The sequence below is a fragment of the Luteolibacter luteus genome (genome assembly GCF_012913485.1).
GTDB lineage: Bacteria > Verrucomicrobiota > Verrucomicrobiia > Verrucomicrobiales > Akkermansiaceae > Haloferula > Haloferula lutea.
The window spans coordinates 3550148-3571347 of record NZ_CP051774.1 but is presented as its reverse complement, the minus strand read 5'-3'; the positions used below and the strand labels follow the sequence as shown (position 1 = coordinate 3571347).

The following is a 21200-nucleotide window of genomic DNA, read 5'->3' as shown; positions in this document are numbered from 1 at the left end:
TCTAACCTCTGCTATTTCTCCCAGTCCCTGCACGCTGACCTGCTGGAGATTCTTGAAAAATCGCCCTGATCCGGCTCGCGATCCGCGCTAGCAATGGAGAGGCTCCATCCATGAACATCCTCGGCATTCACCACGTCGCGATCATCACCGCCGACTACGACCGCTCCAAGGCGTTCTACACCGAGATCCTCGGCTTGAAGGTGATCGAAGAAACCTACCGCGAAGCCCGGAATTCCTATAAGCTCGATCTGGAGCTGCCGGGCGGACCCCAGATCGAGTTGTTCTCCTTTCCCACGCCACCGCCACGGCCTTCGGGCCCGGAAGCTTGCGGCCTCAGGCATCTTGCCTTCGCAACCGCGGATCTGGATGCAACGGTGGCATCGCTGGCAGCGAAGGGTGTAGAGGTAGAACCCGTGCGCGTGGATGAGCTGACCGGAAAACGCTTCACCTTCTTCGCCGACCCCGACGGGTTGCCGCTCGAATTGTACGAAGCCTGAGAGGTATCCACCTCGCTGCAAATCCTCCGCCGCGATCTACCTCCGCTTGCGCGTGCCCGATGTCACTTCGGCAACAAGGCGGTGCAGCACCAGGCGATGATCGAGCCCGGTGGTAACCAGCGAACGGTCAGCCCGCAGCGCGGACTCCATCGCACCGCGGAGGCCTTCCATCGTGAAGGCCTCGGCCCCGCGTAGCGAAAGGAAGAGCGGATACACATTCACCCCCCCACCCTTCTTCTGCGGCAGCCAGAGGCGCTCCACCTCAGGAAGCCGATCAAGCGCCGCAGCGAAGTCCTTGTAGTTCCGTGTCGGCAGGCGCTTCTCGGCCAGCACCTTTGCCATGAAAAGATTCCGCACCGTGGGAATGATCGAAGCCCGCATCAGGCCGATCGCATTTTCCCCGCGCTCCAACTGCTGGTCGATGAGCTCCAGCGCTCGCGCCGCATCACCGTGCTGCAGCGAATTCCCGATCTCGAAAACCACACCGGCGCGGCTGAGGGGCACCATGCGGCGCACATCATCCACCGTCACCTCGCGGCGATCCGGGCCCAGATAGAGATCGATCTTCTCCAGCTCATTCCCGATCTGGCGGGTCGCCTCCCCGGCAAGCATGACGAAAAGCTCCAGCGCCTCGCCTTCAAAGCGCAGACCGAGATCCTTCGCCTTCTTTTCCACCAGATCTGCCACTTCCTCCTGCCAGCCCTCCCGCGAAGTATCGATCTTGTCGAAGACCTTCACTTGGGCGTTCTTCTCAAGGTACTTCCAGAAGGCCCGGCGCTTGTCGATTCCGGTGGCGCTGAGCAAGAAAGTCACGCCGTTCCCGAGACCGGCTTCGAGGCAATTCTTCAGTGACTCGACGCCGGAAAGGGTACGCTCCGAGCGCCCGGTGACGTCATCGATCAGGAAGGTGGCATTCTTCAGCCACACTACCTTTTCTCCGCCGAAGAAGGGCATCGTCTGCAAGGCCTCCACTACCGCACGGCAAATCTGGAAGGCACCCTCCGAATTGTCGGCGGTGCCATCGATCATTTCGTGCGTGAAGCCATCATCGTTCCCACCGGTGAGATCCCGATGGAGACGGAGGGCTTCCTCTTTCACGCGCCCGTCGTCGCTGCCGACGATGGCGAAAATGTTCGGCTTGGCGGCCACGCCGGAGCTTTAGGCGGCGGCGGGAGCCTGGGCAAGCCGACACCGGAAAAGAAAAAGTGCCCGGGTGGGAATCCACGCCGGGCACTTGGAAGCAGAAGATGAAAACCCCGGTTACCCCTTGACGTTCAGCCCAAACTCGGACCGGGAGATCAGATTGTCGTCGTCCCGGTCCAGCCGGTTGAAGGGCTTGCCAAGAGCGCCCGCGGGGATGTCGGAGTTGCGCGTCAGCGCATACTCCGAGGGATCGAGGAAATTGTCGTTATCCTCATCGGCCAGTTCGAAGATAGTCGCCTTGCTCACCTTGGGAACACGCAAGCCACCGGCGAAGCGGATGTAGGATTCAACGCCGATGCCAATGGGACCTTCGATACCGCTCGGGGCGATCGGGCCGGCATCCGCCATGAACAGGAAGCGGTATTTGGTGATGGCAGGGATGCTGCTGGATCCCAGTGTCCCCTGGAATTCTGCCTCCGAGAGGAAGCTATCGCCGTTGGTATCGTAGAGTCTGAAGTAATTCAGAAAGACCACGGTCCGCGGCTTCTTGGGATTGAGGGTGGGCACATCAGCGGCCATGAGGGGGGCGGAGAGGGCCACGAGGAGGGAAACAATAATTGCTTTCATGGGTAGCTCCATCGTGTCGGTGGCACTCTGATCTTGTCAACTTCCAACCCTCTGCATTTCAAAGGGAAAACCCCTCCTGGATACGATTGCTGATGGGAGATTCACCTATCAGCTCTCTATCCAAGGAAAGCTCCAGCGAGGTGGCCGGAAGAAAGCCCAAGGCTCCTAACTTCTCCCGTCCCCGTTTCGGTCAACCTTGGCAGTAGAACCCAAACCCCCCATGCGCCAAATTTCCCATCAACATGCTTTCCGCACACCGTTCCACTCCGCTCGGACTTCCCACTTCGGTGGTCGATGCCGGAAGTTCGATGTTCGATGTTCCCCTTCCCTGCCACCTGTTATTTTCCCAGTTATAACAGGCGGCAAATTTCAACGCCCTCATGGGCCCCCATCGCAACTCCTCAACCCTCGGAAGGCGGTCGCGCCTTCTCCTCCCCCGCCTTCTTCCGCTCCCTCGCCTCCCGGAAGAATCCTTGGATCAGGGAAAGCGACTCTTCCCCCATCACCCCGGCAGTGACATCGCAGCGGTGGTTCAGCGGCGGATTCGACTCAAGCAGATTGATCCACCCGCCAGCCGCTCCGGCCTTCGGATCCGGACACCCGAAAACGACACGCTCCGGTCGACAGTGGACGATGGCACCCGCACACATCGGGCAGGGTTCCTTCGTCACGTAGAGCGTGCACTTTTCCAGCCTCCAGTCGCCCAGCGCATGCTGCGCCGCCGTGAGCGCGAGCATTTCCGCATGGGCCGTGGCGTCCTTCAGGGTTTCCACTTGGTTCCACGCTCGGGAGATGATCTTTCCCTCCCGCACGATCACGCAGCCGATTGGCACCTCCGTGGCGGCATAGGCCTTCCGGGCCTCACGCATGGCTTGGCCCATGAAAAATTCGTCGCTGACGAGGTCGATGATCGGCTCCACGGACCAAGGAGGCAGGTGCAGGGTAAGGTTTCCAAGCGCCAAATTCCACCGCAGCCTGTCTTTCTTGGCACTTGGAACTTCGCGCTGCCGACTTACCGTCCCGCCCGTGATCCCGCCGACCTGCCGAGACCGAGTCATCGCCCCATCCCTGCTCGCCGCCGATTTTTCCCGCGTCCGGGAGGAAGTCACCCGCGCGATCCACTCCGGAGCCGACTGGCTGCATCTGGACGTGATGGATGGTCACTTCGTGGACAATATTTCCTTCGGTCCCGCAATGGTGCAGGCGGTGCATGAGACCAATGACATCTATCTGGATGTGCACCTGATGGTATCCCGCCCGGACCACTACCTGCCACGCTTCGTGGCTGCCGGAGCAGACCTCATCACCGTGCATGTGGAGGCGGATCACGATGTTGGCTGCACTCTGCGCAAAATCCAGGAAGCAGGCTGCAAGGCCGGACTGGCCCTGAACCCGGCAACCCCCTTCTCCGAGGCTATCCCATATCTGGCCCACGTGGACCTGCTGCTCTGTATGACCGTGGTTCCAGGCTTCGGCGGCCAAGCCTTCATGGGTGAGGTCCTCCCGAAGATCGAGGAAGCCGTTCGCTACCGCGAGGAGCACAGCCTTTCCTATCACATTGAAGTGGACGGCGGTATCGATGCCCTGACCGCGGCGCGCTGCGCAAAAGCCGGTGCCAACGTGATGGTCGCGGGCTCCTCTACTTTCAAAGCGCCGGATATGGCCGCCGCGATCAAGAGCATCCGCGAGGCTTGATTCCCGACGAATCGGGTGCCCGGCGGCGCTATCTCCATGCCCGACACATGAAACCGACTGTCCTCATCGCCACCTTCACCGCCTTGGCAGGATTCTCCCTCGGCTGGCTGCTGAAGCCTGCCGGAACGGCCGGCGATGCCTCGTCCAAGGGAAGCGGGGAGTCCGGGCAGGTGGCCGGCGGCAAGTCGCACGAGCGGAAGGACAATCTGGTCCTCAAACCTCGCGGCCCGGTGATGGATCCGGAATCCGCTACGGCCGACCCGGAGAAGTCTTCGAATCGGATGGATTCGCGAAGGAGTATCGAAGCTGCCCGTGGCCGCACCTTTAAAGGCCGGCTTACCCGTTTCACCGAGGCCTTGGGACTTAGCCAGGAGCAGAAAGATGCGATCGAGGCCTTGGCCACCGGACGCATGGAAGCATTCCAAAGCTTGGCCGGGAGCGGACGCCCGGTTTCGGAGGTAGTCGCCGCAGCCGCGGACGCAGAGCGCCTCTTCATGCGCGAGGCGGAGAAAGTGCTGGATCCCGAGCAATACGACGCGCTGAAAGCGAAGATAGCGCGCGAGGAGGAAGGCTCCATCCAAGCGAGCGCCCTCACCGACCTGTCGGATCTGAGCCGCCAGATCGACCTTTCTCCCGAACAGCGGGAGAAATCCATGGCGGCATTTCTGGCTGGCAGCAAAGAGGCTTACAAGCAGCGGCCGGAAGGCTGGCAGATCCTCTCGGAGTCCTTCAGCGTCTTCAGCGGAGCAGACTCGGACATGCTCGACGATATGGGCCCCCTGCTCAATGACCCGGAAGCCATGAAGGATCCGCAGACGATTTTCAGGTATCAGACCGAGGCCCGGCGCAAGGACATGGAGCAAAAGATCTCCCAACTCGGCGATATCCTCACCCCCGGGCAACTCGCGCAGTATCGGGCGATCCTGAATTCCCGTCTGACCGTGATCGAACAGGCACCCCCGCCGAACCTCAACAAGCGCTAGCCCATGCTTCGAATCAATGGGGAGACGGCCGACCCTGGCTTGATCGAGGATGCCTTCGCGCGGCTGAAGGCGGAAGCCGAGATGTTGAGTGAGGTCTCCTGCTGCGAGCGGGACAATGAATTCCGTGAACGCGCGGAAGAGGAGGTGATCGATGGCATCCTCCTCGCCCAGGAAGCCGAGCAGCGGACAGAAAATCCCTCCGCGGATGAAGTCCGCAGCGCCTTCGAGGACACCCTTCGCCAATGGCGGAAGCACGGTGCCTCTTGGGAGCTGCTGGACGCGGAGCGTGAATCGCTGCGCGCCGAAACGATCTCCCGGCTGAAGATGGAGCGCTTTACAGACGGCCTCTGGCAGGACTTGCCCGAGCTATCCGAAGAAGATCTGGAGAAGTGGTATCAGGAAAACATCAGCCGCTTCCGCACCCCTCCCGCTGTGCGCGCGCTTCATCTCGTCCGCTTCCCGGAGGCCGCCGATCCCTGGGACGATTACGCGGCGATGTTGGATCTCCGTCGTCGCTCCCACGTCGGGGAGGACTTCGACACCTTGGCAAAAGAGAACACGAAAAAGCGCGGCGGCGAAGTCGATCTCGGCTGGATCGAGCAGCAGCGTATCTTCAATCCCTTCGAGGCAATGCTCTTCTCCTTGCGCGAAGACGAGGTCAGCCCGGTATTCTTCTACGAGCAAGCCCTTCACCTGGTGAAGGCTGTCGAAGTTCGACCCGTATCAATTCAACCCTTTGAAGAGGTGAAGGACAGCATCCGCGAGGAAGTGGAACACGCCCGCCGCCTCAAGGCACTGAAGGATCTCGCATCGAAGCTCCGGGAAAGCGCAACGATCGAGCGGGCGTAAGAAAAGACATATCAATTTCCTCGTCACCGCCGCGGCTCCTTTGACAAGTTGAAGCATGGAGGCGACCGCCCAACCCAACCCCTACCAGGCCCCCGGCGTGCAGGACGTGGCTGCGATCAACCTGACCGGCCCGAACGCACCCTTCTACTTCCGGGATGGAGAATTGCTGGTCATTCGGGACGGAGCCGAACTTCCGCCACGCTGCGTTCATACCAATCAGGAGGTTGATGCAAAAGGTTGGCGCAAGCTCAGGCCTCTGGCTTGGACCCCTCCATGGATTTTCGTTTTCATCTTTTTCGGCCTCCTGCCCTTCCTCCTTCTCTCCATCGTCCTGCAAAAGAAGGCAAAGATTACCTATAGCCTCAGCAAGGATGCGCGGGGGCGACTGGCGAAAAAACGCCTCGTCGCCTTGGGCGTAATGCTGGCAGGCATCGGCGTCGCGTTCATTGGAGGCTCCTTGTTGAATGGAGATGCCGCGGTGATGCCCATTTTCGCCGGTATCGTGATCGCACTGGGAGGCCTGATTGGCAGCCTCATGTTCAATCCGGTGACCGTGAAAAAATATAAGGACGGATGGTTTTCCCTGAAAGGGTGCTCGCCCGAGTTCCTCGACTCTCTCTGAGAATCAGGAATCCAGCTTCGCGGGATCGAGCATGACATGCTTCACCAGCAGGCGCTTCCACGTATAGGTGACGTGAATGGTTCCATCCTTCGCCTGAATGATTGCAGGGTAGGAATACTCGCCGGGCTGATCTTCGAGGACATGGACTTGCTTCCATTCCCTGCCCTCCTTGGAGAGGCCGACGACGAGCGGTGAACGCCCCTTGGTCACGGGGTTGTAGACCAGCACATGGCGACCGTCGGCAAGGGTCGTAGCATCGATTCCCGAATTCGGATTCGGCAGGCTCGTTGCCTTCATACCGGACCAAGTCTTGCCCTGATCTTCCGACCAGATTTCGGCAATCACCCCTTCCTTGGTTCGGCAGAGCGCCTGGAGCTTCTCTCCCGGATGGCGTAGAATCGTCGGCTGGATGGCATTAAACTCTTTCCCGTCATTCAAGGGTGCAGTCTTGGTCCAAGTCTCTCCGAGATCGGTGGTGGTGCTGAAATGAACCAGCCAGCGGTCCTTCGCCGGCTCGTCGCTGGTAGGGCAGAGCAGGGTTCCATCCGCTAGTTCGACAGGCTTGTTTTTTACCGGCCCGCAAATTCCGTCGGGCAATTTTTTCGCCTCACTCCACGTCCTTCCCCCATCCGCCGAGGTTCTGAGCTCCGTCTGCCAAGTGCGGATCTGGCGGCCGGTCTTGTAGAAAAGCAACAACGGCCCGGACTTCGGTTGAAAGAGGACCGGGTTCCAACACGGCACTTGTATGTCCGCGGCATCCCTGCCTTCCGCGACTTCGACCGGCTTGCCCCATGCCTGGCCATCAAACATAGAGACCCAGATTCCGACATCGTTGGCACCCTCCTTGGTTCCGCCGAACCATGCGGTCACCAGCCCGTTCTTTCCCTCCGCAATCGTCGAGGCGTGACATTGGGGTGTCGGCTTGCCGTCTTCAGGGTAGATGAACCCCGAGCTGATGAGCGGCGAAGCGGATGCCGCATGAATCAGTGCGAAAACCGGAACGAGGCGTTTTTTCATATCCACGGAACGAGGACAAAGTCCCCGCTCTCGCAAGACGACACCCCTTTTCCAATTCTTTCGTAACAGGCGGCGGGAGCCACTTTCAGGCCTGCGCCTCAAGCCAAGCCTTGAAGGCCGCCTCGTCCGCGGGAAGCCGATGGGCCACCTTCTCGCGGTCGGCGAGGATGGCGAGGCGCTCGGGAATTTCCACCGCGCCCTTGCCGATCTCCTGCTCCATCACATCGAGGAATTTCGAAGGATGGGCAGTCTCGAGGGTGATGGTCGGATTTCCGGGGTTGGCAGCGCGCCACTTGCGGGCCGCGAGCCAACCGACAGCACCGTGCGGGTCGATCTCGTAATTGTAGAGCACCTTCACCTCGCGCACCGCAGCCCGCGTCTGATCGTCGGTGAAAGCCATTCCTTCGATCTTGCCGCGCATGGCTTCCCAGGAATTCCCGAAGAGGGCCTGCATGCGGGCGAAATTCGAGGGCGCTCCCACATCCATCGCGTTCGAGATCGTGGCGGTGCTCGGACGCGGCTGGTAATCGCCGCTCTTCAGGTAGGCGGGAACCACGTCGTTCGCGTTGGTGGCGGCGATGAATTTCTTCACCGGCAGACCGAGCTGCACGGCGAGGAGTCCTGCGGTGAGATTCCCGAAATTCCCGGACGGCACCACGAAGGCAGGCTCGACTCCCTCCGCAAGCTGGCGGGCACTATGGATATAATAGAAGCTCTGGGGAACGAGGCGCGACAGATTGATCGAGTTCGCCGAGGTCAGGTTCATGCGCTCCGACATCCCGCGATCGAGGAAGGCGGACTTCACCAGGCGCTGGCAGTCGTCGAAGGTGCCATCGACTTCGAGGGCGGTGATATTGTCGCCGAGCGTCGTGAGCTGCTTTTCCTGCAGGCCGGAAACCTTGCCCTTCGGATAGAGGATGATGACCCGCGTGCCCGGAACCCGGTGGAAAGCCGAAGCAACGGCACCACCGGTATCACCGGAAGTCGCGACAAGCACGGTCAGCTCCCGGTTATCGCCGCGCACCAGCCAGGCCATCAACCTGGCCATGAAGCGGGCACCGAAATCCTTGAAGGCAAGCGTGGGCCCATGGAAGAGCTCCAGGATGTGATCTCCGGGAGCCAACATGACCACCGGCGCATCAAAGGACAACGTGCCCTCCACGATCTCCTTCAGGGCTGCCGCGGGGACATCCTCATGGAAGAACGCCTTTGCCACCGCATAGCCGATTTCCTGAAAGGAAAGCTCCCGCCAGATCGACCAGAAATCGGAACCCAGCACCGGCAGCGTGTCCGGCATGTAAAGGCCATTGTCCGGCGGCAAGGAGCGCAGGATCGCTTCCTTGAGATCGACCCGGTGGGCGGGATTGTTGGTGGAGTGGTAAAGCATCTTGACGCTTGGATTGGGATCCCGCTGCGGCTATCGCGCGACAACGACAGGCATGATCACCGGCGAGGTGTAGCTCGCCTTCATTTCGCGGCGGAGGATCACCTTGTTGGTGTCTTCTTCGTAAAGCTCCCACAGATGGGTATCATCCATGCCCTTGAGTGCCGGATCGATCATGGCACGGAAGCGGTAGATTTTCCCCTTCTGCGCGGTGAATTCGATAGTGCCCCAAGAGGTCAGGGGAGGAGCCCCGGATCTCACGTGGATGGCACAAGGGCCGGGCTCAAGAATCAGTCCCATGTTCCCGATATCGGAGAGCGGGCTACCGTGGATGCCCCGGCTCTCGCGAGCCGTGGTCTGGTTCACCGCTGTCCGGACCGAGTCAAACCTCAGCTCCGGCTTCATCGGATCCGGCCATTTCGGTCGCAGGATCGCATACGACTGGAGCGTCTTGGCATCTCCCGCGCTGCGCGTGAGTTCCTTGGTCGCGCTCGGTACGCAGGAGGCCAAGAAGGGGACAATAAGGAGAACCCTGAACAGCTTCATGATCACTGCGGACTTGGAATCACTTCGACTTTTTCTCCTCCACGACGTGGACGCCGTGAGGATTGATGCGGGAAATGTAGACTTGGTTCCCCAGCGGGATGGCGGAGAAGACCTTGGAGATTGCATCACCGACCTTCTTCGCGGACTCCTCACCTTCGCAGAGGGCGAAGACGCTGGGGCCCGCACCCGAGATTGAGAAGCCGAGGGCGCCGGCCGCGAGGGCGGCACGCTTCGCCTTGTAGAATTCCGGGATCAACTTCTGGCGGCGCGGCTCCGCGATCACATCGTGGATGGAGCGCGAGATGAGGCCGTAGTCTTCCTGGATGATGCCGCAGAGCAGGCCACCGAGATTGCCGATCTGCTGGGTGGCATTCACCAGCGGGATGTCCTTCGGGAGGATTTCACGGGCGACCTTGGTGAGGACCTCGATGTCCGGATGGACCACGGCGGCCCAAAGATTTTTCGGGGCGGGAAGCTGGGCGACATCCAATTCGTCATTTGAGCGGATGAAAACGATGCCACCGAGGAGACAGGGGCCCACGTTATCCGCGTGCCATGCACCGTCGGCGGAGGCTTCACCGGCCATCGCAAAAGGGAGGAGCTGCTTCTTGGAAAGCGGTTCGCCGATCAGGCGATTCACGGCGTAGGCGCCGGCCACGGCCGAGGCGGCGGAAGAACCAAGACCGGAGCCGAAGGGCATCTTCTTGTGGATCTCCATCTCGATCCCCAGATCGGTCATGCCGAGGTGGCGGAGGAGGTCCAGCGCGGCCACGCCGGCGGTGTTTTTCTCCGGATTCTTCGGCAGCTTGCCCTCGTCACCGGTAATCGCGGTAATGTGAAGGCCAGGCTTTTGGCAGTGGCGGACGACGACTTCGTCCCCGGGGGCATCGATCGCGAATCCGAGCACGTCGTAACCGCAGGCCACATTGGCAACGGTCGCGGGTGCGAAGACGCGGACTTCCTGGATGGCTTCCTTCAACATGAGCGCGCGGGGGGTAGCAGGGGAGCGGGCCAGGGGCGAGCGCGAATAAGGTCAGCAAGGAGGAACGGAAGGCTTTCAGACAGAAGACAAAAGACTTGCAGCTCCCGCTAGCGGAGATTTTCCAGTCTTGGGTCTTGCGTCTTCAAGTCTTCTGTCTTGCCTTTCCCGCATGGCAACGCCCCTCGTCGGCATCATCATGGGTAGCACGTCGGATTGGCCGACGATGGAGCACGCAGCACGCACGCTGGAAGACTTCGGCGTGGCGTGGGAAGCGGAGGTCGTCAGCGCCCACCGGACGCCGGACAAGCTTTTCTCGTATGCGACGGAAGCCCGTGGCCGCGGCCTGAAAACGATCATTGCCGGTGCGGGCGGGGCGGCTCACCTGCCGGGGATGACCGCCGCGATCACCGATCTGCCGGTGCTGGGTGTCCCGGTGGAATCCCACGCGCTGAAGGGCATGGACTCCCTGCTCTCGATCGTCCAGATGCCGGGCGGGATCCCGACGGCGACCTTCGCGATCGGAAAGGCCGGGGCGATCAATGCGGCGCTCTTCGCCGTGGCGATGCTGGCGGGCGAAAATCCGGGGCTGTTGGAAAAGCTCCAGGCCTTCCGCAAGAAGCAGAATGACACCGTAAAAGCCGCCGAGCTGCCGAAACTGGGCTGATTCTGGCTTTTTTCTTTCCGGGAGTTCCGTGTATTCCGTGGCTCCCCCGTCTCCAACGCATCCGTGAATCCATCTTCAGTCATCGCTCCGGGCGCCGTGCTCGGCATCCTCGGCGGCGGCCAGCTCGGCCGCATGTTTTGCATGGCAGCCCGCCGCATGGGCTATCGCACGCTGGTGTGGACCGGCGGCCTCGAAGCCCCCGCGATCGTCGTGGCGGACGAGGCGATCGATGCGCCTTTCGATTCTCCCGAGGCTCTTGAGGAGTTCGTGGCCAAGGCGGTGGTGGCGACCGTGGAGTTTGAAAACATCCCGCGCGAGACCTTGGAAGCGGTGGCCGCAAAAATCGCACTGCATCCTTCCCCCAATGCGGTGGCGATCTGCCAGCATCGCGAACGGGAGAAAAATTTCCTCAAGCAGAACGGCATCCCCTGCGCCCCCTTCGCCGTGGTGGCCTCCGCCGAAGAGCTCGCGGCAGCCGTCCAGCAAATCGGCACGCCTGCCGTGCTGAAGACCGCCGCTTTCGGCTACGATGGCAAGGGGCAGCTGAAACTGAACGGCGGCGAGGATCTGGCAAACGTGTGGGCAAACTTCGGCACGGACCGGGCAGTGCTGGAGGCCTTCATTCCTTTCGAGCTGGAGCTTTCGGTCATGGTTGCGCGTTCCAGCAATGGATCGCTGGTGGCCTATGATCCTGCGGAGAACCGCCATCGCCATCACATTCTGGATGTCTCGATCGTACCGGCTCGGGTGAGCGCGGCGGTCGCTGCGGAGGCAAAGATCATCGCCTGCCGCGTGGCGGAAGCGCTCGATTACACCGGCATCATGGGCGTGGAATTCTTCTACCTGAAGGATGGCTCGGTGCTGGTGAACGAAATGGCTCCGCGCCCTCACAACTCCGGCCACCACACGCTGGATGCCTGTGCGACCTCGCAATTCGAGCAACAGGTCCGGGTGACTTGCGGGATGCCTGCCGGCTCGCCGAAACTTCTGTCTCCGGTGGTGATGCTGAACCTGCTGGGCGACATGTGGCCCGGCGAGAGCGAGGCACCGGATTGGACTCCGTTGTTCGAGGATGGGTCGGCATTCCTGCATCTCTACGGGAAGCGTCGCGCGATCGGACGACGGAAGATGGGGCATGCCAATTTCCTCGGTGCGGAAGCGGACGAGTGCTTGCAGCGGGCTTCCGCGATCAAGGCGGAGCTGCTGGGGAAGGGCCGGGCGTTCTGAGGAGCTTTCCGGGGTCGGGAAGCTCCGGATTCCGGCGCCTGTTCCGCCTGTTATAACAGGGAAATTAACAGGCTCGATGGGAGGCGAACGTCGAACATGGAACTCCCAACGTTGAACATCGAAGGGGAAGAATCCGGGAGCAGCGGAACGAGGGGTAGGAAGCACGCTGGAGGCGAGCTTCGCACATGTGGCAGGTAGCTTTTCTACTGCCAGGCTCAGACAAAGCGGAGACGAAGCAACCTGGAGAAATAACTGTTATTGAGGACCGCTCTGCGAGCCGGGTCGCTGGCGATCCCAAGAGCGCCAGATTGATCCGGAGACGAAGCGGTCGGCCCTGTCTCACCCCGGTCAGCCCTGCCCCCCCCGGTCGGCCGAGGGTGCCCGCCTCTTCCCTTGGAGTTGCCCCCATCTTGAAAAGAAAAAGGCCGGACTTTCGCCCGGCCGTTTTCGAAATCTCAGAACGGGATGTCGTCGTCCTCGTCGTGGTAGTCACCCGAATCAGCGGGCGAGCCGCCCTGCGGGGGACCGGATGCGGCGCGCTGCTGGTAGCCACCTCCGCCGCCGCCACCACCGCTTTCGCGCTGCTGGTAGCCACCGCCACCACCACCGCCGCCGCCCGCGCGTTCCTTGCCATCGGGTAGGAACTGGAGAACTTCGGCGACGACCTTGAGCTTGCTGCGCTTCTGGCCGGACTGCTTGTCCTCCCAAGTATCCATCTGCAGGCGGCCTTCGATGAAGACGCCGCGGCCCTTGGTGAGGAATTTCTGAGCGTTCTCGGCATTGGTACCCCAGACGGTCACATCCACGAAGGTCACTTCGTCGGACCAGTTGCCATTGCCATCCGAGACGCGCCGGTTCACGGCGATTCCCAGATCACCCACGGCAGTGCCTTTGGGCGTATAGCGCACCTCGGGGTCGCGGGTCAGGTTTCCGAGGAGCAGGACTTTGTTCAGATTGGCCATGGCAGAGCGAGGCTAGGGAGAACCGGGGAGGAAGGGCAAGCCGGAAGCCGTTCCCTTGAACAGCTCCCTGAAACTGGATCAAGCCACGCGCTGGAAGTGCTGCAGGTGAACGTTTCCGTTCAGCTTGAGCTTGGCCTGGATGCGGTCGATGGCAGCCGGTTCAGCCTTGAAGAAGTAGTTCACGTAGTGGCCGCTCTCGAGGTGACGGGAGTTGTAGGCGAACTTCTTGCGGCCGAGCTGCTGCACTTCGTCCAGCTTCGCGCCTTCGGCTTCGATTTCCTTGCTCACGGCGGTGACGAGATCTTCGACGCTGCCTTCGATCGACTTGGTGTTCAGGACAATCAGTCCTTCGTATTTCCTGCTCATCTGATGGAGGTTGTTAGGGTGTTCCGTTGCTACTATTGTAAAAATTTGCGGCGGGGCCGAGGCCTTGGGAGAGCGCAAGCTGCACAGCGTCCACGGCCCTTGCAAGCGTGTTTTCAAGCAGTTCCCGCTCTTCTTCCCGGAAATTTCCGAGCACATGGCCGGTCATATTTCCGGGCTCGGCACCCCCGATTCCAATTTTGAGACGGGGGAAATTGTCGGAGCCGAAATGCTCGATCATCGACTTGATCCCATTGTGGCCGCCCGCGCTGCCCTTCTCGCGGATCCGCAACTTGCCGAGCGGCAGCGCAACATCGTCATAGATCACGAAAACCCGCTCCGGGCCCCACTTGTGAAAGCTAGCGATCTGCCGGACCGGGCGGCCGCTCAGATTCATGAAGCTCTGGGGCTTCACCAGCAGGATCCCGCTGCCGGGCAGCTTCGCCACGTGGGACTGCCATCTCGGCCGGGACTCGAAGACCGCCCCCGCTTGGGCCGCCATGCGGTCGAGCACCATGAAGCCGACGTTGTGGCGCGTGCCCTCATATTGCCTGCCGGGATTGCCGAGGCCGACGATCAGAGGGATGGAGGGTCCGGAATCCACGGAAAGGCCTTCAAACAAAAGCCCGGACCGCGGGAGCGGACCGGGCTTCTGCGATCTGAAAAAATCAAACTCAGGCGCCAGCTGCCTCGGAAACCGCGGCAGCGGTCTTCGCCACGTGAGCGATGACAACTTCGGCAGCGTGGGTCGCGGTTACACCAGCCGGCAGCTTGACGTCGCCGATGTGAAGGGAATCACCTTCGTTGAGGCCGGTCACATCGAACTCGAGCACTTCCGGAAGGTCAGCAGCGGCGCAGCGGACTTCGAGGTTGTGGCTGAGCTGCTCCAGCATGCCGCCTGCCTTCACGCCGGCAGGCTCGCCGGTGAGGTGGACGGGGATGTGGGCGGTGATTTCGGTCTTCTCGTCGATGGCGAGGAAGTCAACGTGGAGAGCCTTGCCGGAAAGCGCGTCGTGCTGGACGGCTTGGAGGAAGGCCAGCTGGTTCACACCACCGAGATCCAGGTTGAGGAGAATGTTTTCCGAGGTGGCGTGGGCCAGCAACTCGTCGAAGGCCTTTGCATCGACCTTCAGGTTCTTGTTTTCCGAGCCGCGTCCGTAGATCACGGAGGGGACCCAGCCCTCGCGGCGCATTTGCTTGAGGACTCCGGAACCGGTGCGTTGGCGCGGTTCGGCTTTGAGGACGTGCTTCTTGGCCATGACGAAAAGGGCTTGAGAATTCAGGTTCCGACCGAGGCATTTCCGCGGCCGGGGGCGGCGTCTGTAGCGGGCGCTTCCCGGTTTGTCAAAATTTTGTTCGCTTCCGGAATCAGAGGTCGAAAAGGGAGGTCACCGATTGGCCCTCATGGATACGGCGGATCGCCTCTCCCATAAGGGGTGCAATTTCGACCGCGCGGACCTTATCGCCAGTGGCTTGGGGCACGGAATCGGTGGTGATGATCTCCTCGATGACGGAATTCTTGATCCGCTCGCGGCCCAAATCGCCGAGCACGGCATGGGATACCCCGGCAAAAATTCGCTTCGCCCCGTTTTTCCCGAGGATCTCCGCGGCTGCGGTAAGCGTTCCGGCGGTCTCGGTCATGTCATCAACCAGGATCACATCCCGGCCATCCACATCACCGATCACGTTCGTAGCCTCCACACGGGTGGCGCTGACGCGATGCTTCGCCACGATGGCGAGATCGGCACCGAGTGCCTCGGCATAGGACCGGGCCATCTTCACGCCGCCGACATCCGGGGATACCACGGTGATGTTCGAGGGATCGGGATGGCGCTCCCGAAGGTAGTGGATCAGCGCCGGCTTGGCATAGAGATGGTCCACCGGGATATCGAAGAAACCCTGAATCTGCGGGGCGTGGAGGTCCATGGTCAGGACGCGGCCGACGCCGGCGGAAGTCAGCAAGTTCGCCACCAGCTTGGCAGTGATGGGGACGCGCGGCTGGTCCTTGCGGTCCTGGCGGGCGTATCCGAAGAAGGGCATCACGGCGGTGATCCGGCCCGCGCTGGCGCGGCGAGCGGCGTCCACCATGATCAGCAGCTCCATGATGTTGTGATTCGTCGGCGGGCAGCTGGGCTGGACGATGAAGACATCATCCCCGCGGATGTTCTCGTTGATTTTGACGAAAGTTTCACCGTCGGGAAAGGCGGTGACATGGACATCGGCAAGCGGAGCACCAAGATTTTCGGCAATGCGCTCGGCGAGTGCGCGGTGGGCGGTACCACTGATGAGTTTCATGAAAAGTGCGGGGCAACGGGCGGCGGGCCGGGATTGTTGACAGTCCAAGCCGGATCGGCAACCCTGCATCCCGACGAAAGATGGAAAGCTCGAAATCGCAAGCCTCTCCCGCCGCCGGAAATCAGGGTGTTCCGTCGTGGCTCGGTCCGGTGCTTTGCGGACTGATCATCGCGATTTTCTATTTCGTGGTTCCCGGCTTCGGCAATGGCGGCCACCGCTCGCCGCTCTATTGGCTGGAAAGCACTTGGAACAAGGAGACCGACTATGAGCACGGCTATCTGGTGCCGGTGATCATGATCGGTCTGATCGCGTGGCAATGGAAGAACCTGCGCCGGCTCGCCGCGGTATCCTCCTCCAACATGTGGGGGCTTCCCATACTCTTCCTGGGGATCGCTCTTTTCGTGGCGGGTCACCGCTGTGGCCAAGCCCGTCTCTCGGTGGGCGGACTCCCGATGATTCTCTGGGGCTCCACGCTCTATTTGTGGGGCTGGCAAGTGGCACGGCTGACCTTCTTCCCGCTTTTCTTCCTGTGGCTGGCGATCCCGGTACCTGAATTCCAACAGGCAACCACGAAACTCCAGATCATGGCCACGAAGCTGGCCCAATGGGGATCGAACCTTTTCGGCGTGAAAACGGTGGTGCAGGGCACCCAGATCTTTTCCGCCAACGACCGCTGGGCACCGCTGAAGATCGACGAAGGCTGCGGCGGCATCCGCTCGCTGATGGCGCTGATCATGATCTCCTCCGTCTGGGCCTACATCGCAAAGGTCTCCCTGTGGAAGAAGGCCCTGCTCTGCCTGGCGGCTTTCCCGCTGGCGATCTTGGGCAACATGATGCGGCTCACCTCGATCTTCGTGATCGCCGAATACGGTGACCCGGAGTTCGCGGCGAATACCTGGCACGACTGGTCCGGCCTGGTGATCTTCTATCCCATCTCCCTGGTCCTGCTGATGATCGTCCACTCGGCGCTCGAGCAAGGGGTTCCATGGCGCCGCCCGCGGAAGAAGCAGGTCCGCACGGTGGTGGTCCAGAAAGCCGAAGCAAACTGAGGAAGACCTGATGAAGCATCGTTCATGGATTCTGGCGGCCATCCTCGGCCTGGGGCTTTCCACCATTTACTTCCTGCCCCCTCTCCGCCTGACGGAATCGGCAATGGGCATGGAGATCCCGACGAAGCTAGGAGCATGGGATACCCATCCGCGGGAGGCGTCCAAGGAGGAGCGGGAGTCGCTGGCTTCAGACACGCGCTTTTCGAAAGCGCTGTGCGTGAAGTTCAAGCCGGGAAGCTGGGATTTCCTAACCGGGCGTTCCGACGTGGAGGCGATCGCCGATATTTCGATCGTGATGTCCGGTTACGACCTGGCGAATTCCATTCACCGTCCGCAACGCTGCATGCCGGCCCAAGGGCATAAGATCTATGACGAACAGATGTCCGTCCTGGAGATCCCCGGCCAGCGTGCGATCCCAGTGCGATGCCTGCTCTCGCGGAAGAAGGACCTGATCGAGGGCACCAAGGAAGCGGTCACGCGCAATTTCCTGACGATGTATTTCTTCGTGGGCCACGAGGTGGTGACCGACGACCACTCGAAGCGGACCAAGATCGACATGAAGGATCGCCTGAAAAAAGGCGAGGCCCAGAAATGGGCCTATGTGACAGTGAGCACGGAGTTCAAGGGTGACGTCACCGAAGCACCTCAACCCGGAGCCCTTCCCGCCCCGGCACTGGAACAAGCAGACAAGCTGGTCCGCGAGCTTCTGGGCGATCTGGTGGCCAGGAACATCGATTGGCAGCAGATCGCTGCGAATTGAAGAGAGGCGAGCCTAACGGCGCGGGGCCGGCCTGACCTGAGCGCCTTCAAGGAAGGCGATGGTTTCCTCGAGGCCCTTGATCAATTCGGCTTCTTCCTGCCCGCGGACCCAGAGTTCGGTCATCCCGGAAGCTTCCTTCAGGAGTTCGCGCGCGTGAAGGAAGGCGGCCAAGGCCTCGCTGGCACGGCGTTCCTTGAAGTCGATATCATCCGGATTGTGGGCTTCCGGCTTCGTCCAAGCGCGATACCAGCGGCTGTGAAGGTGCCACGCGTAGTAGTAGCGCGCCCGGAAGACCCCTTCCATCCCGCCTTCCAAGGTGATCGCGCGCTCGAACTCTTTCTCGGCTTCTTCATTCCGGCCGAGAATTGAAAGGACATTGGCCCGATTGACCGCCCATTCGGGGTCATAGGGGTTCAACTTCGAGGCCTGTCCATAGAGGTTTGCAGACTCGTTCAGCCATTGGATCCGATCGGACTCCAAGAGGTCCTGCCGCTGGGACACCCCGCGCACGATCCCTGCGTAGCTCCCGGCGAGTTCCGAGCCGGGCCAAGTCTCCATCGCGCCGTGGACCCTCTCCAAGGACGTCCCGGGAGCGAGCCACGCGAGATTTTCCTTTCCGAAAAAGACCGGCCACAGGCTGCGATAGACGATGCTGCCCTTGGCCCCCGCGATCCCGAGAGCGGCAACGAGGAAGAGGGAGGCAAGGGTGAGAAGGCCACCCGCTATCGTGGGGCGCAGGGAATAGTCCGCTACCGGGTCCAGCTTGCGGCGGGGCAGTGCGCAACCGATGGCCAAGCCGAGGTAAAGCGCCCCGGGAAGGGTGTGGGTCACGAAGCTGAAATTCGAATGGACCAAGGTGCCGACCATCGCGGAGAGACCCCCGCAAGCGAGGGCATCCACGGCTCTTCTCCCCTCCCCTCCTTCTCCGCCCATGATCCCGGCCAAGCCCGCCAGGCAGACGGAGAACACGGCGAGCGCAACGAGGACGGCACCGATCCAGCCGTAGTCGGTCGCGACTTGCAGCAATTCGTTGTGCACGAAGTCATCGTTCTGGCCGACCATGCCGCTTTCGGAGGGTTTCCATGCGGCGTATTTTTCCCAACCGAAGGCACGGCTGCCACCGCCAGCCCACGGATGGTTCGCGGTCACATCCACGGCCAAGCCGATGGAATGAAGGCGGGACTTGTTGTCGGCGAAGCGCTCCAAGGATCCATCCTGAATGCCCCGGCGCTCTTGAAAGCGATTCAGCACCGGTACGGCAAGCGCTGCCACGAAGAGCGGCATGGCGACTGCCAGCACGGTAAGGCCTTTCCGCTTCGGCGACTTGTCACGCCAAGCCACCAAGGCCATGAGCACGACCAGCGCGAAGGAAGCCGCACAGAGCGAGACGATGCCGCCCCGCGATTGTGAGACGAACACGCACCCGGCATTGGCGAGCACGCCGGCGACCTGGAGGATCCGTTCGGGAAGCCGGTCCCGCGCGAAGATGAAGCGCGCAGCGAGGAAAATCGCGGCTACCAGCGAAAAGTCCGCGAGGTGGTTATAGTGGCCGAAGAGGCCGGAGGGGAAGAAGCCGGGCCGGCTGGCGAAGGGCCAAGCAAAGGACCGATCCCCGACTTGGACCAAGGCGATCCCCAAGTTCGCAAACGCAAGAAGCGCGAGCGAAGCCATGGCAATCCGGATCGCGGGCCCGCCCGGGCGTACCAACATTCCCCAGAAAGCGGTCGAAGCCATCCCCACGACGAGCAGCGCATCGGAGCGCCCGAATTCCCGGACCGGGCTGCCGGAGCAGCGCCAAAGGATCCACCCGCAGGCTAAGGCCAAAGCTGCCACCGGGATCCAAGTGCCGGGTCCGCGCCGTGCCTTCCACGCCTGCGGGATGCTCGCGAGGAGCGCAACGACCAGCGCCAGAAAGGCCGGCCCCCACGTGTAGTCCAAGGTCTGCCCGCCGAGGGAAACCGCCAAGGCCAGCGCGACGGCGAAGCCAATGCCTGAGATCACTTGCATCAACACCCCGCCTTTATCCACTTCAGTTGGCACCGCGTCCCAGCAAAACCGCGGGAACCGTCCGGAGCAGAATCTTGATATCGAGCCACAGCGACCAGTTGTCGATGTAGCGAAGGTCCATCTCCACCCATTGTTCGAAGCTGGTGATCGTGTTCCGTCCGCCCGCCTGCCACTCACAGGTGATGCCCGGTTTCACGCTAAGGCGGCGGCGATGTTCGGATTTTTCGAAGGCATCCACCTCGTAGAGAGGCAATGGCCGGGGTCCGACCAAGCTCATCTGGCCGCGCAGGACATTCAAAAGCTGGGGCAATTCATCGATACTCTTGCGGCGCAGGAAAGCACCGAAGGGGAACACCCGGGGATCGCGGTCGAGCTTGAAGACCGGGCCTTCCATGTGATTGCCGTGCTCTTCCTTGGTCTTGGCGAGGAGGGCCTCCGCGTCCGGAACCATGGTGCGGAATTTCCACATCCGGAATGGCTTGCCGTAGCGACCGGCGCGACGCTGGCGGAAGAAGACCGGACCCGGACTGGAAATACGGATGCCCACAATGGCGATGATCCAAAGTGGCGAGGTGATGAGGATCATCAAGAAGGCACCGACGCGATCCAGCACCGCCTTCATCGCGAGTTCCCAAGAGAGCTCGGGAGTCGAGCGTAGCACGAGCATCGGCTGCCTGCCCACGAGATCGAAAGTAGGACGGGCGATCTGGGTGCGGATGAAGGCTGCAGCAATCCATGCCTCGACACCTTGGAGTTCGCAGGCTTCCACGCCCTCTGCCACCTTGCCGAATTCAGTATCCCGGACCGCGAAGATCACGCGCTCGACGGAGCCTTCCTTCAGGAGCGTGTAGAGCTCATCGACGGGGCGCTCCGAAAGGTTGAAGCGCGCCACGATCTTCCAAAGCCCTTGGGTTTCGGCATCCACGCCGTTGAGGAAGTTATCGATTTCCTCATCCGAACCGGCGAGGATGATGCGCTCCTTGGCGTAGTCCTTCAGCTCCTGTTGGCGAAGGTAGGAATGGAGCAGGCGGTCCCGGGCGAGGAGAACGAAGAAGGTCAGCAGCCCGCCCATGCCCAGGATGAGACGGCTGGCGCCGGAGAGTTGGGCAAAGACCACCATCATGCCAATGGCCAAGGCCATGAAGAGCAGCGCCTTGAAAAGCTGGCTGAAGGCCTGGAGTGCGGTCTTGGTGCGTGGCCGGGTGTAAAACTGGAAAAACTCCAGGGCCAGCGGCGTGAATGGCACCACGATGTAGAGAACCCAGCTCATCTGGGAAAGGCTCATGGGCCCCTCCGGTCCGCCGGGAACCACCTCACGGATCGGGGTGCGGAACCATGAAGCCGCCCAGAAGGCCAGCCAGACCAATCCTGCGTCCAGCAGTTGGAGCAATTGGATCGAGAATGCTTCTTTGCGGCCTACGGGCATGCAGTAAACAGATGGGGCAGGGCCTTGATAAAAGGGAATCGGCCGGGCCAAGGCAAGCCCAAGTCCGTGACGGTCCGTGCTCTTTTAGGGGACGGAGCGGGG

At 61.5% G+C, this 21200-nt stretch carries 23 protein-coding genes; 9 read left to right on the top strand and 14 right to left on the bottom strand.

Features of this window, described 5'->3' with window-relative positions:
• Positions 1–110: 110 nt before the first annotated feature.
• A complete protein-coding gene (gloA2, locus tag HHL09_RS14830; RefSeq protein ID WP_169455405.1) occupies positions 111–497 on the top strand; it encodes an SMU1112c/YaeR family gloxylase I-like metalloprotein in 387 nt (128 codons plus the stop codon).
• A gap of 36 nt (positions 498–533) precedes the next feature.
• On the opposite strand, the gene holA is transcribed toward gloA2, so the two are convergent.
• From holA to tadA, 3 genes are all read right to left on the bottom strand, one after another.
• Positions 534–1646, bottom strand: coding sequence for a DNA polymerase III subunit delta (gene holA, locus HHL09_RS14825; RefSeq protein ID WP_169455404.1), 1113 nt, complete (start codon positions 1644–1646; stop codon positions 534–536).
• A 111-nt stretch (positions 1647–1757) separates the two neighbouring features.
• The gene (locus HHL09_RS14820; protein ID WP_169455403.1) at positions 1758–2267 is read right to left on the bottom strand and encodes an EF-hand domain-containing protein; all 510 of its coding nucleotides are present in this window, start codon (positions 2265–2267) and stop codon (positions 1758–1760) included.
• A 401-nt stretch (positions 2268–2668) separates the two neighbouring features.
• Positions 2669–3187, bottom strand: coding sequence for a tRNA adenosine(34) deaminase TadA (gene tadA, locus HHL09_RS14815; protein ID WP_277349116.1), 519 nt, complete (start codon positions 3185–3187; stop codon positions 2669–2671).
• Between the two features lie 106 nt (positions 3188–3293).
• On the opposite strand from tadA, the gene rpe reads away from it, so the two are divergent.
• Genes rpe through HHL09_RS14795 form a run of 4 tightly spaced genes read left to right on the top strand, consistent with a single transcriptional unit; the run spans position 3294 to position 6416 of the window.
• Positions 3294–3962, top strand: a complete 669-nt coding sequence (gene rpe / locus HHL09_RS14810; protein ID WP_240963637.1) for a ribulose-phosphate 3-epimerase — start codon at positions 3294–3296, stop codon at positions 3960–3962.
• A gap of 47 nt (positions 3963–4009) precedes the next feature.
• The gene (locus HHL09_RS14805) at positions 4010–4945 is read left to right on the top strand and encodes a hypothetical protein (protein ID WP_169455402.1); all 936 of its coding nucleotides are present in this window, start codon (positions 4010–4012) and stop codon (positions 4943–4945) included.
• Positions 4946–4948: 3 nt separating this feature from the next.
• A complete protein-coding gene (locus tag HHL09_RS14800) occupies positions 4949–5794 on the top strand; it encodes a peptidylprolyl isomerase (RefSeq protein WP_169455401.1) in 846 nt (281 codons plus the stop codon).
• 55 nt (positions 5795–5849) lie between these two features.
• Positions 5850–6416 (top strand): hypothetical protein, encoded by a 567-nt coding sequence (locus HHL09_RS14795; RefSeq protein WP_169455400.1) that lies wholly within the window; start codon positions 5850–5852, stop codon positions 6414–6416.
• Positions 6417–6419: 3 nt separating this feature from the next.
• Here the strand turns inward: HHL09_RS14795 and HHL09_RS14790 are convergent, their stop codons facing one another.
• The 4 genes from HHL09_RS14790 to HHL09_RS14775 form a co-directional block, all read right to left on the bottom strand.
• Positions 6420–7433, bottom strand: a complete 1014-nt coding sequence (locus HHL09_RS14790) for a sialidase family protein (RefSeq protein WP_169455399.1) — start codon at positions 7431–7433, stop codon at positions 6420–6422.
• An 85-nt stretch (positions 7434–7518) separates the two neighbouring features.
• The gene (thrC, locus tag HHL09_RS14785; protein WP_169455398.1) at positions 7519–8820 is read right to left on the bottom strand and encodes a threonine synthase; all 1302 of its coding nucleotides are present in this window, start codon (positions 8818–8820) and stop codon (positions 7519–7521) included.
• A gap of 30 nt (positions 8821–8850) precedes the next feature.
• Positions 8851–9363: a hypothetical protein gene (locus HHL09_RS14780; RefSeq protein WP_169455397.1), complete on the bottom strand. Its 513-nt coding sequence runs from the start codon at positions 9361–9363 to the stop codon at positions 8851–8853.
• A gap of 19 nt (positions 9364–9382) precedes the next feature.
• Positions 9383–10345, bottom strand: a complete 963-nt coding sequence (locus HHL09_RS14775; protein WP_169455396.1) for a homoserine kinase — start codon at positions 10343–10345, stop codon at positions 9383–9385.
• Between the two features lie 169 nt (positions 10346–10514).
• Between HHL09_RS14775 and purE the strand changes: the two genes are divergently transcribed.
• Both purE and HHL09_RS14765 read left to right on the top strand, forming a co-directional pair.
• Complete coding sequence (gene purE / locus HHL09_RS14770) at positions 10515–11009, top strand: 5-(carboxyamino)imidazole ribonucleotide mutase (protein ID WP_169455395.1); 495 nt, start codon at positions 10515–10517, stop codon at positions 11007–11009.
• A 63-nt stretch (positions 11010–11072) separates the two neighbouring features.
• Positions 11073–12236: a 5-(carboxyamino)imidazole ribonucleotide synthase gene (locus HHL09_RS14765; RefSeq protein WP_205760850.1), complete on the top strand. Its 1164-nt coding sequence runs from the start codon at positions 11073–11075 to the stop codon at positions 12234–12236.
• A gap of 455 nt (positions 12237–12691) precedes the next feature.
• Here HHL09_RS14765 and HHL09_RS14760 read toward each other — a convergent pair whose 3' ends face one another.
• The 5 genes from HHL09_RS14760 to HHL09_RS14740 form a co-directional block, all read right to left on the bottom strand.
• Complete coding sequence (locus tag HHL09_RS14760) at positions 12692–13198, bottom strand: single-stranded DNA-binding protein (RefSeq protein ID WP_169455394.1); 507 nt, start codon at positions 13196–13198, stop codon at positions 12692–12694.
• Positions 13199–13276: 78 nt separating this feature from the next.
• A complete protein-coding gene (gene rpsF / locus HHL09_RS14755) occupies positions 13277–13564 on the bottom strand; it encodes a 30S ribosomal protein S6 (protein WP_169455393.1) in 288 nt (95 codons plus the stop codon).
• 13 nt (positions 13565–13577) lie between these two features.
• Complete coding sequence (gene pth / locus HHL09_RS14750; protein ID WP_205760849.1) at positions 13578–14165, bottom strand: aminoacyl-tRNA hydrolase; 588 nt, start codon at positions 14163–14165, stop codon at positions 13578–13580.
• Positions 14166–14235: 70 nt separating this feature from the next.
• Positions 14236–14820 (bottom strand): 50S ribosomal protein L25, encoded by a 585-nt coding sequence (locus HHL09_RS14745; RefSeq protein WP_169455392.1) that lies wholly within the window; start codon positions 14818–14820, stop codon positions 14236–14238.
• A gap of 109 nt (positions 14821–14929) precedes the next feature.
• The gene (locus tag HHL09_RS14740) at positions 14930–15856 is read right to left on the bottom strand and encodes a ribose-phosphate diphosphokinase (protein ID WP_169455391.1); all 927 of its coding nucleotides are present in this window, start codon (positions 15854–15856) and stop codon (positions 14930–14932) included.
• A gap of 80 nt (positions 15857–15936) precedes the next feature.
• Here HHL09_RS14740 and HHL09_RS14735 point away from each other — a divergent pair, with 80 nt between their 5' ends.
• Together HHL09_RS14735 and HHL09_RS14730 are read left to right on the top strand one after the other, a co-directional pair.
• Complete coding sequence (locus HHL09_RS14735) at positions 15937–16905, top strand: exosortase/archaeosortase family protein (protein WP_169455390.1); 969 nt, start codon at positions 15937–15939, stop codon at positions 16903–16905.
• 10 nt (positions 16906–16915) lie between these two features.
• Positions 16916–17665 (top strand): exosortase-associated EpsI family protein, encoded by a 750-nt coding sequence (locus tag HHL09_RS14730; RefSeq protein WP_169455389.1) that lies wholly within the window; start codon positions 16916–16918, stop codon positions 17663–17665.
• 12 nt (positions 17666–17677) lie between these two features.
• Here the strand turns inward: HHL09_RS14730 and HHL09_RS14725 are convergent, their stop codons facing one another.
• Positions 17678–19672, bottom strand: coding sequence for an O-antigen ligase family protein (locus HHL09_RS14725; RefSeq protein ID WP_169455388.1), 1995 nt, complete (start codon positions 19670–19672; stop codon positions 17678–17680).
• A 22-nt stretch (positions 19673–19694) separates the two neighbouring features.
• Complete coding sequence (locus HHL09_RS14720; protein WP_169455387.1) at positions 19695–21098, bottom strand: sugar transferase; 1404 nt, start codon at positions 21096–21098, stop codon at positions 19695–19697.
• Positions 21099–21200: the final 102 nt, after the last annotated feature.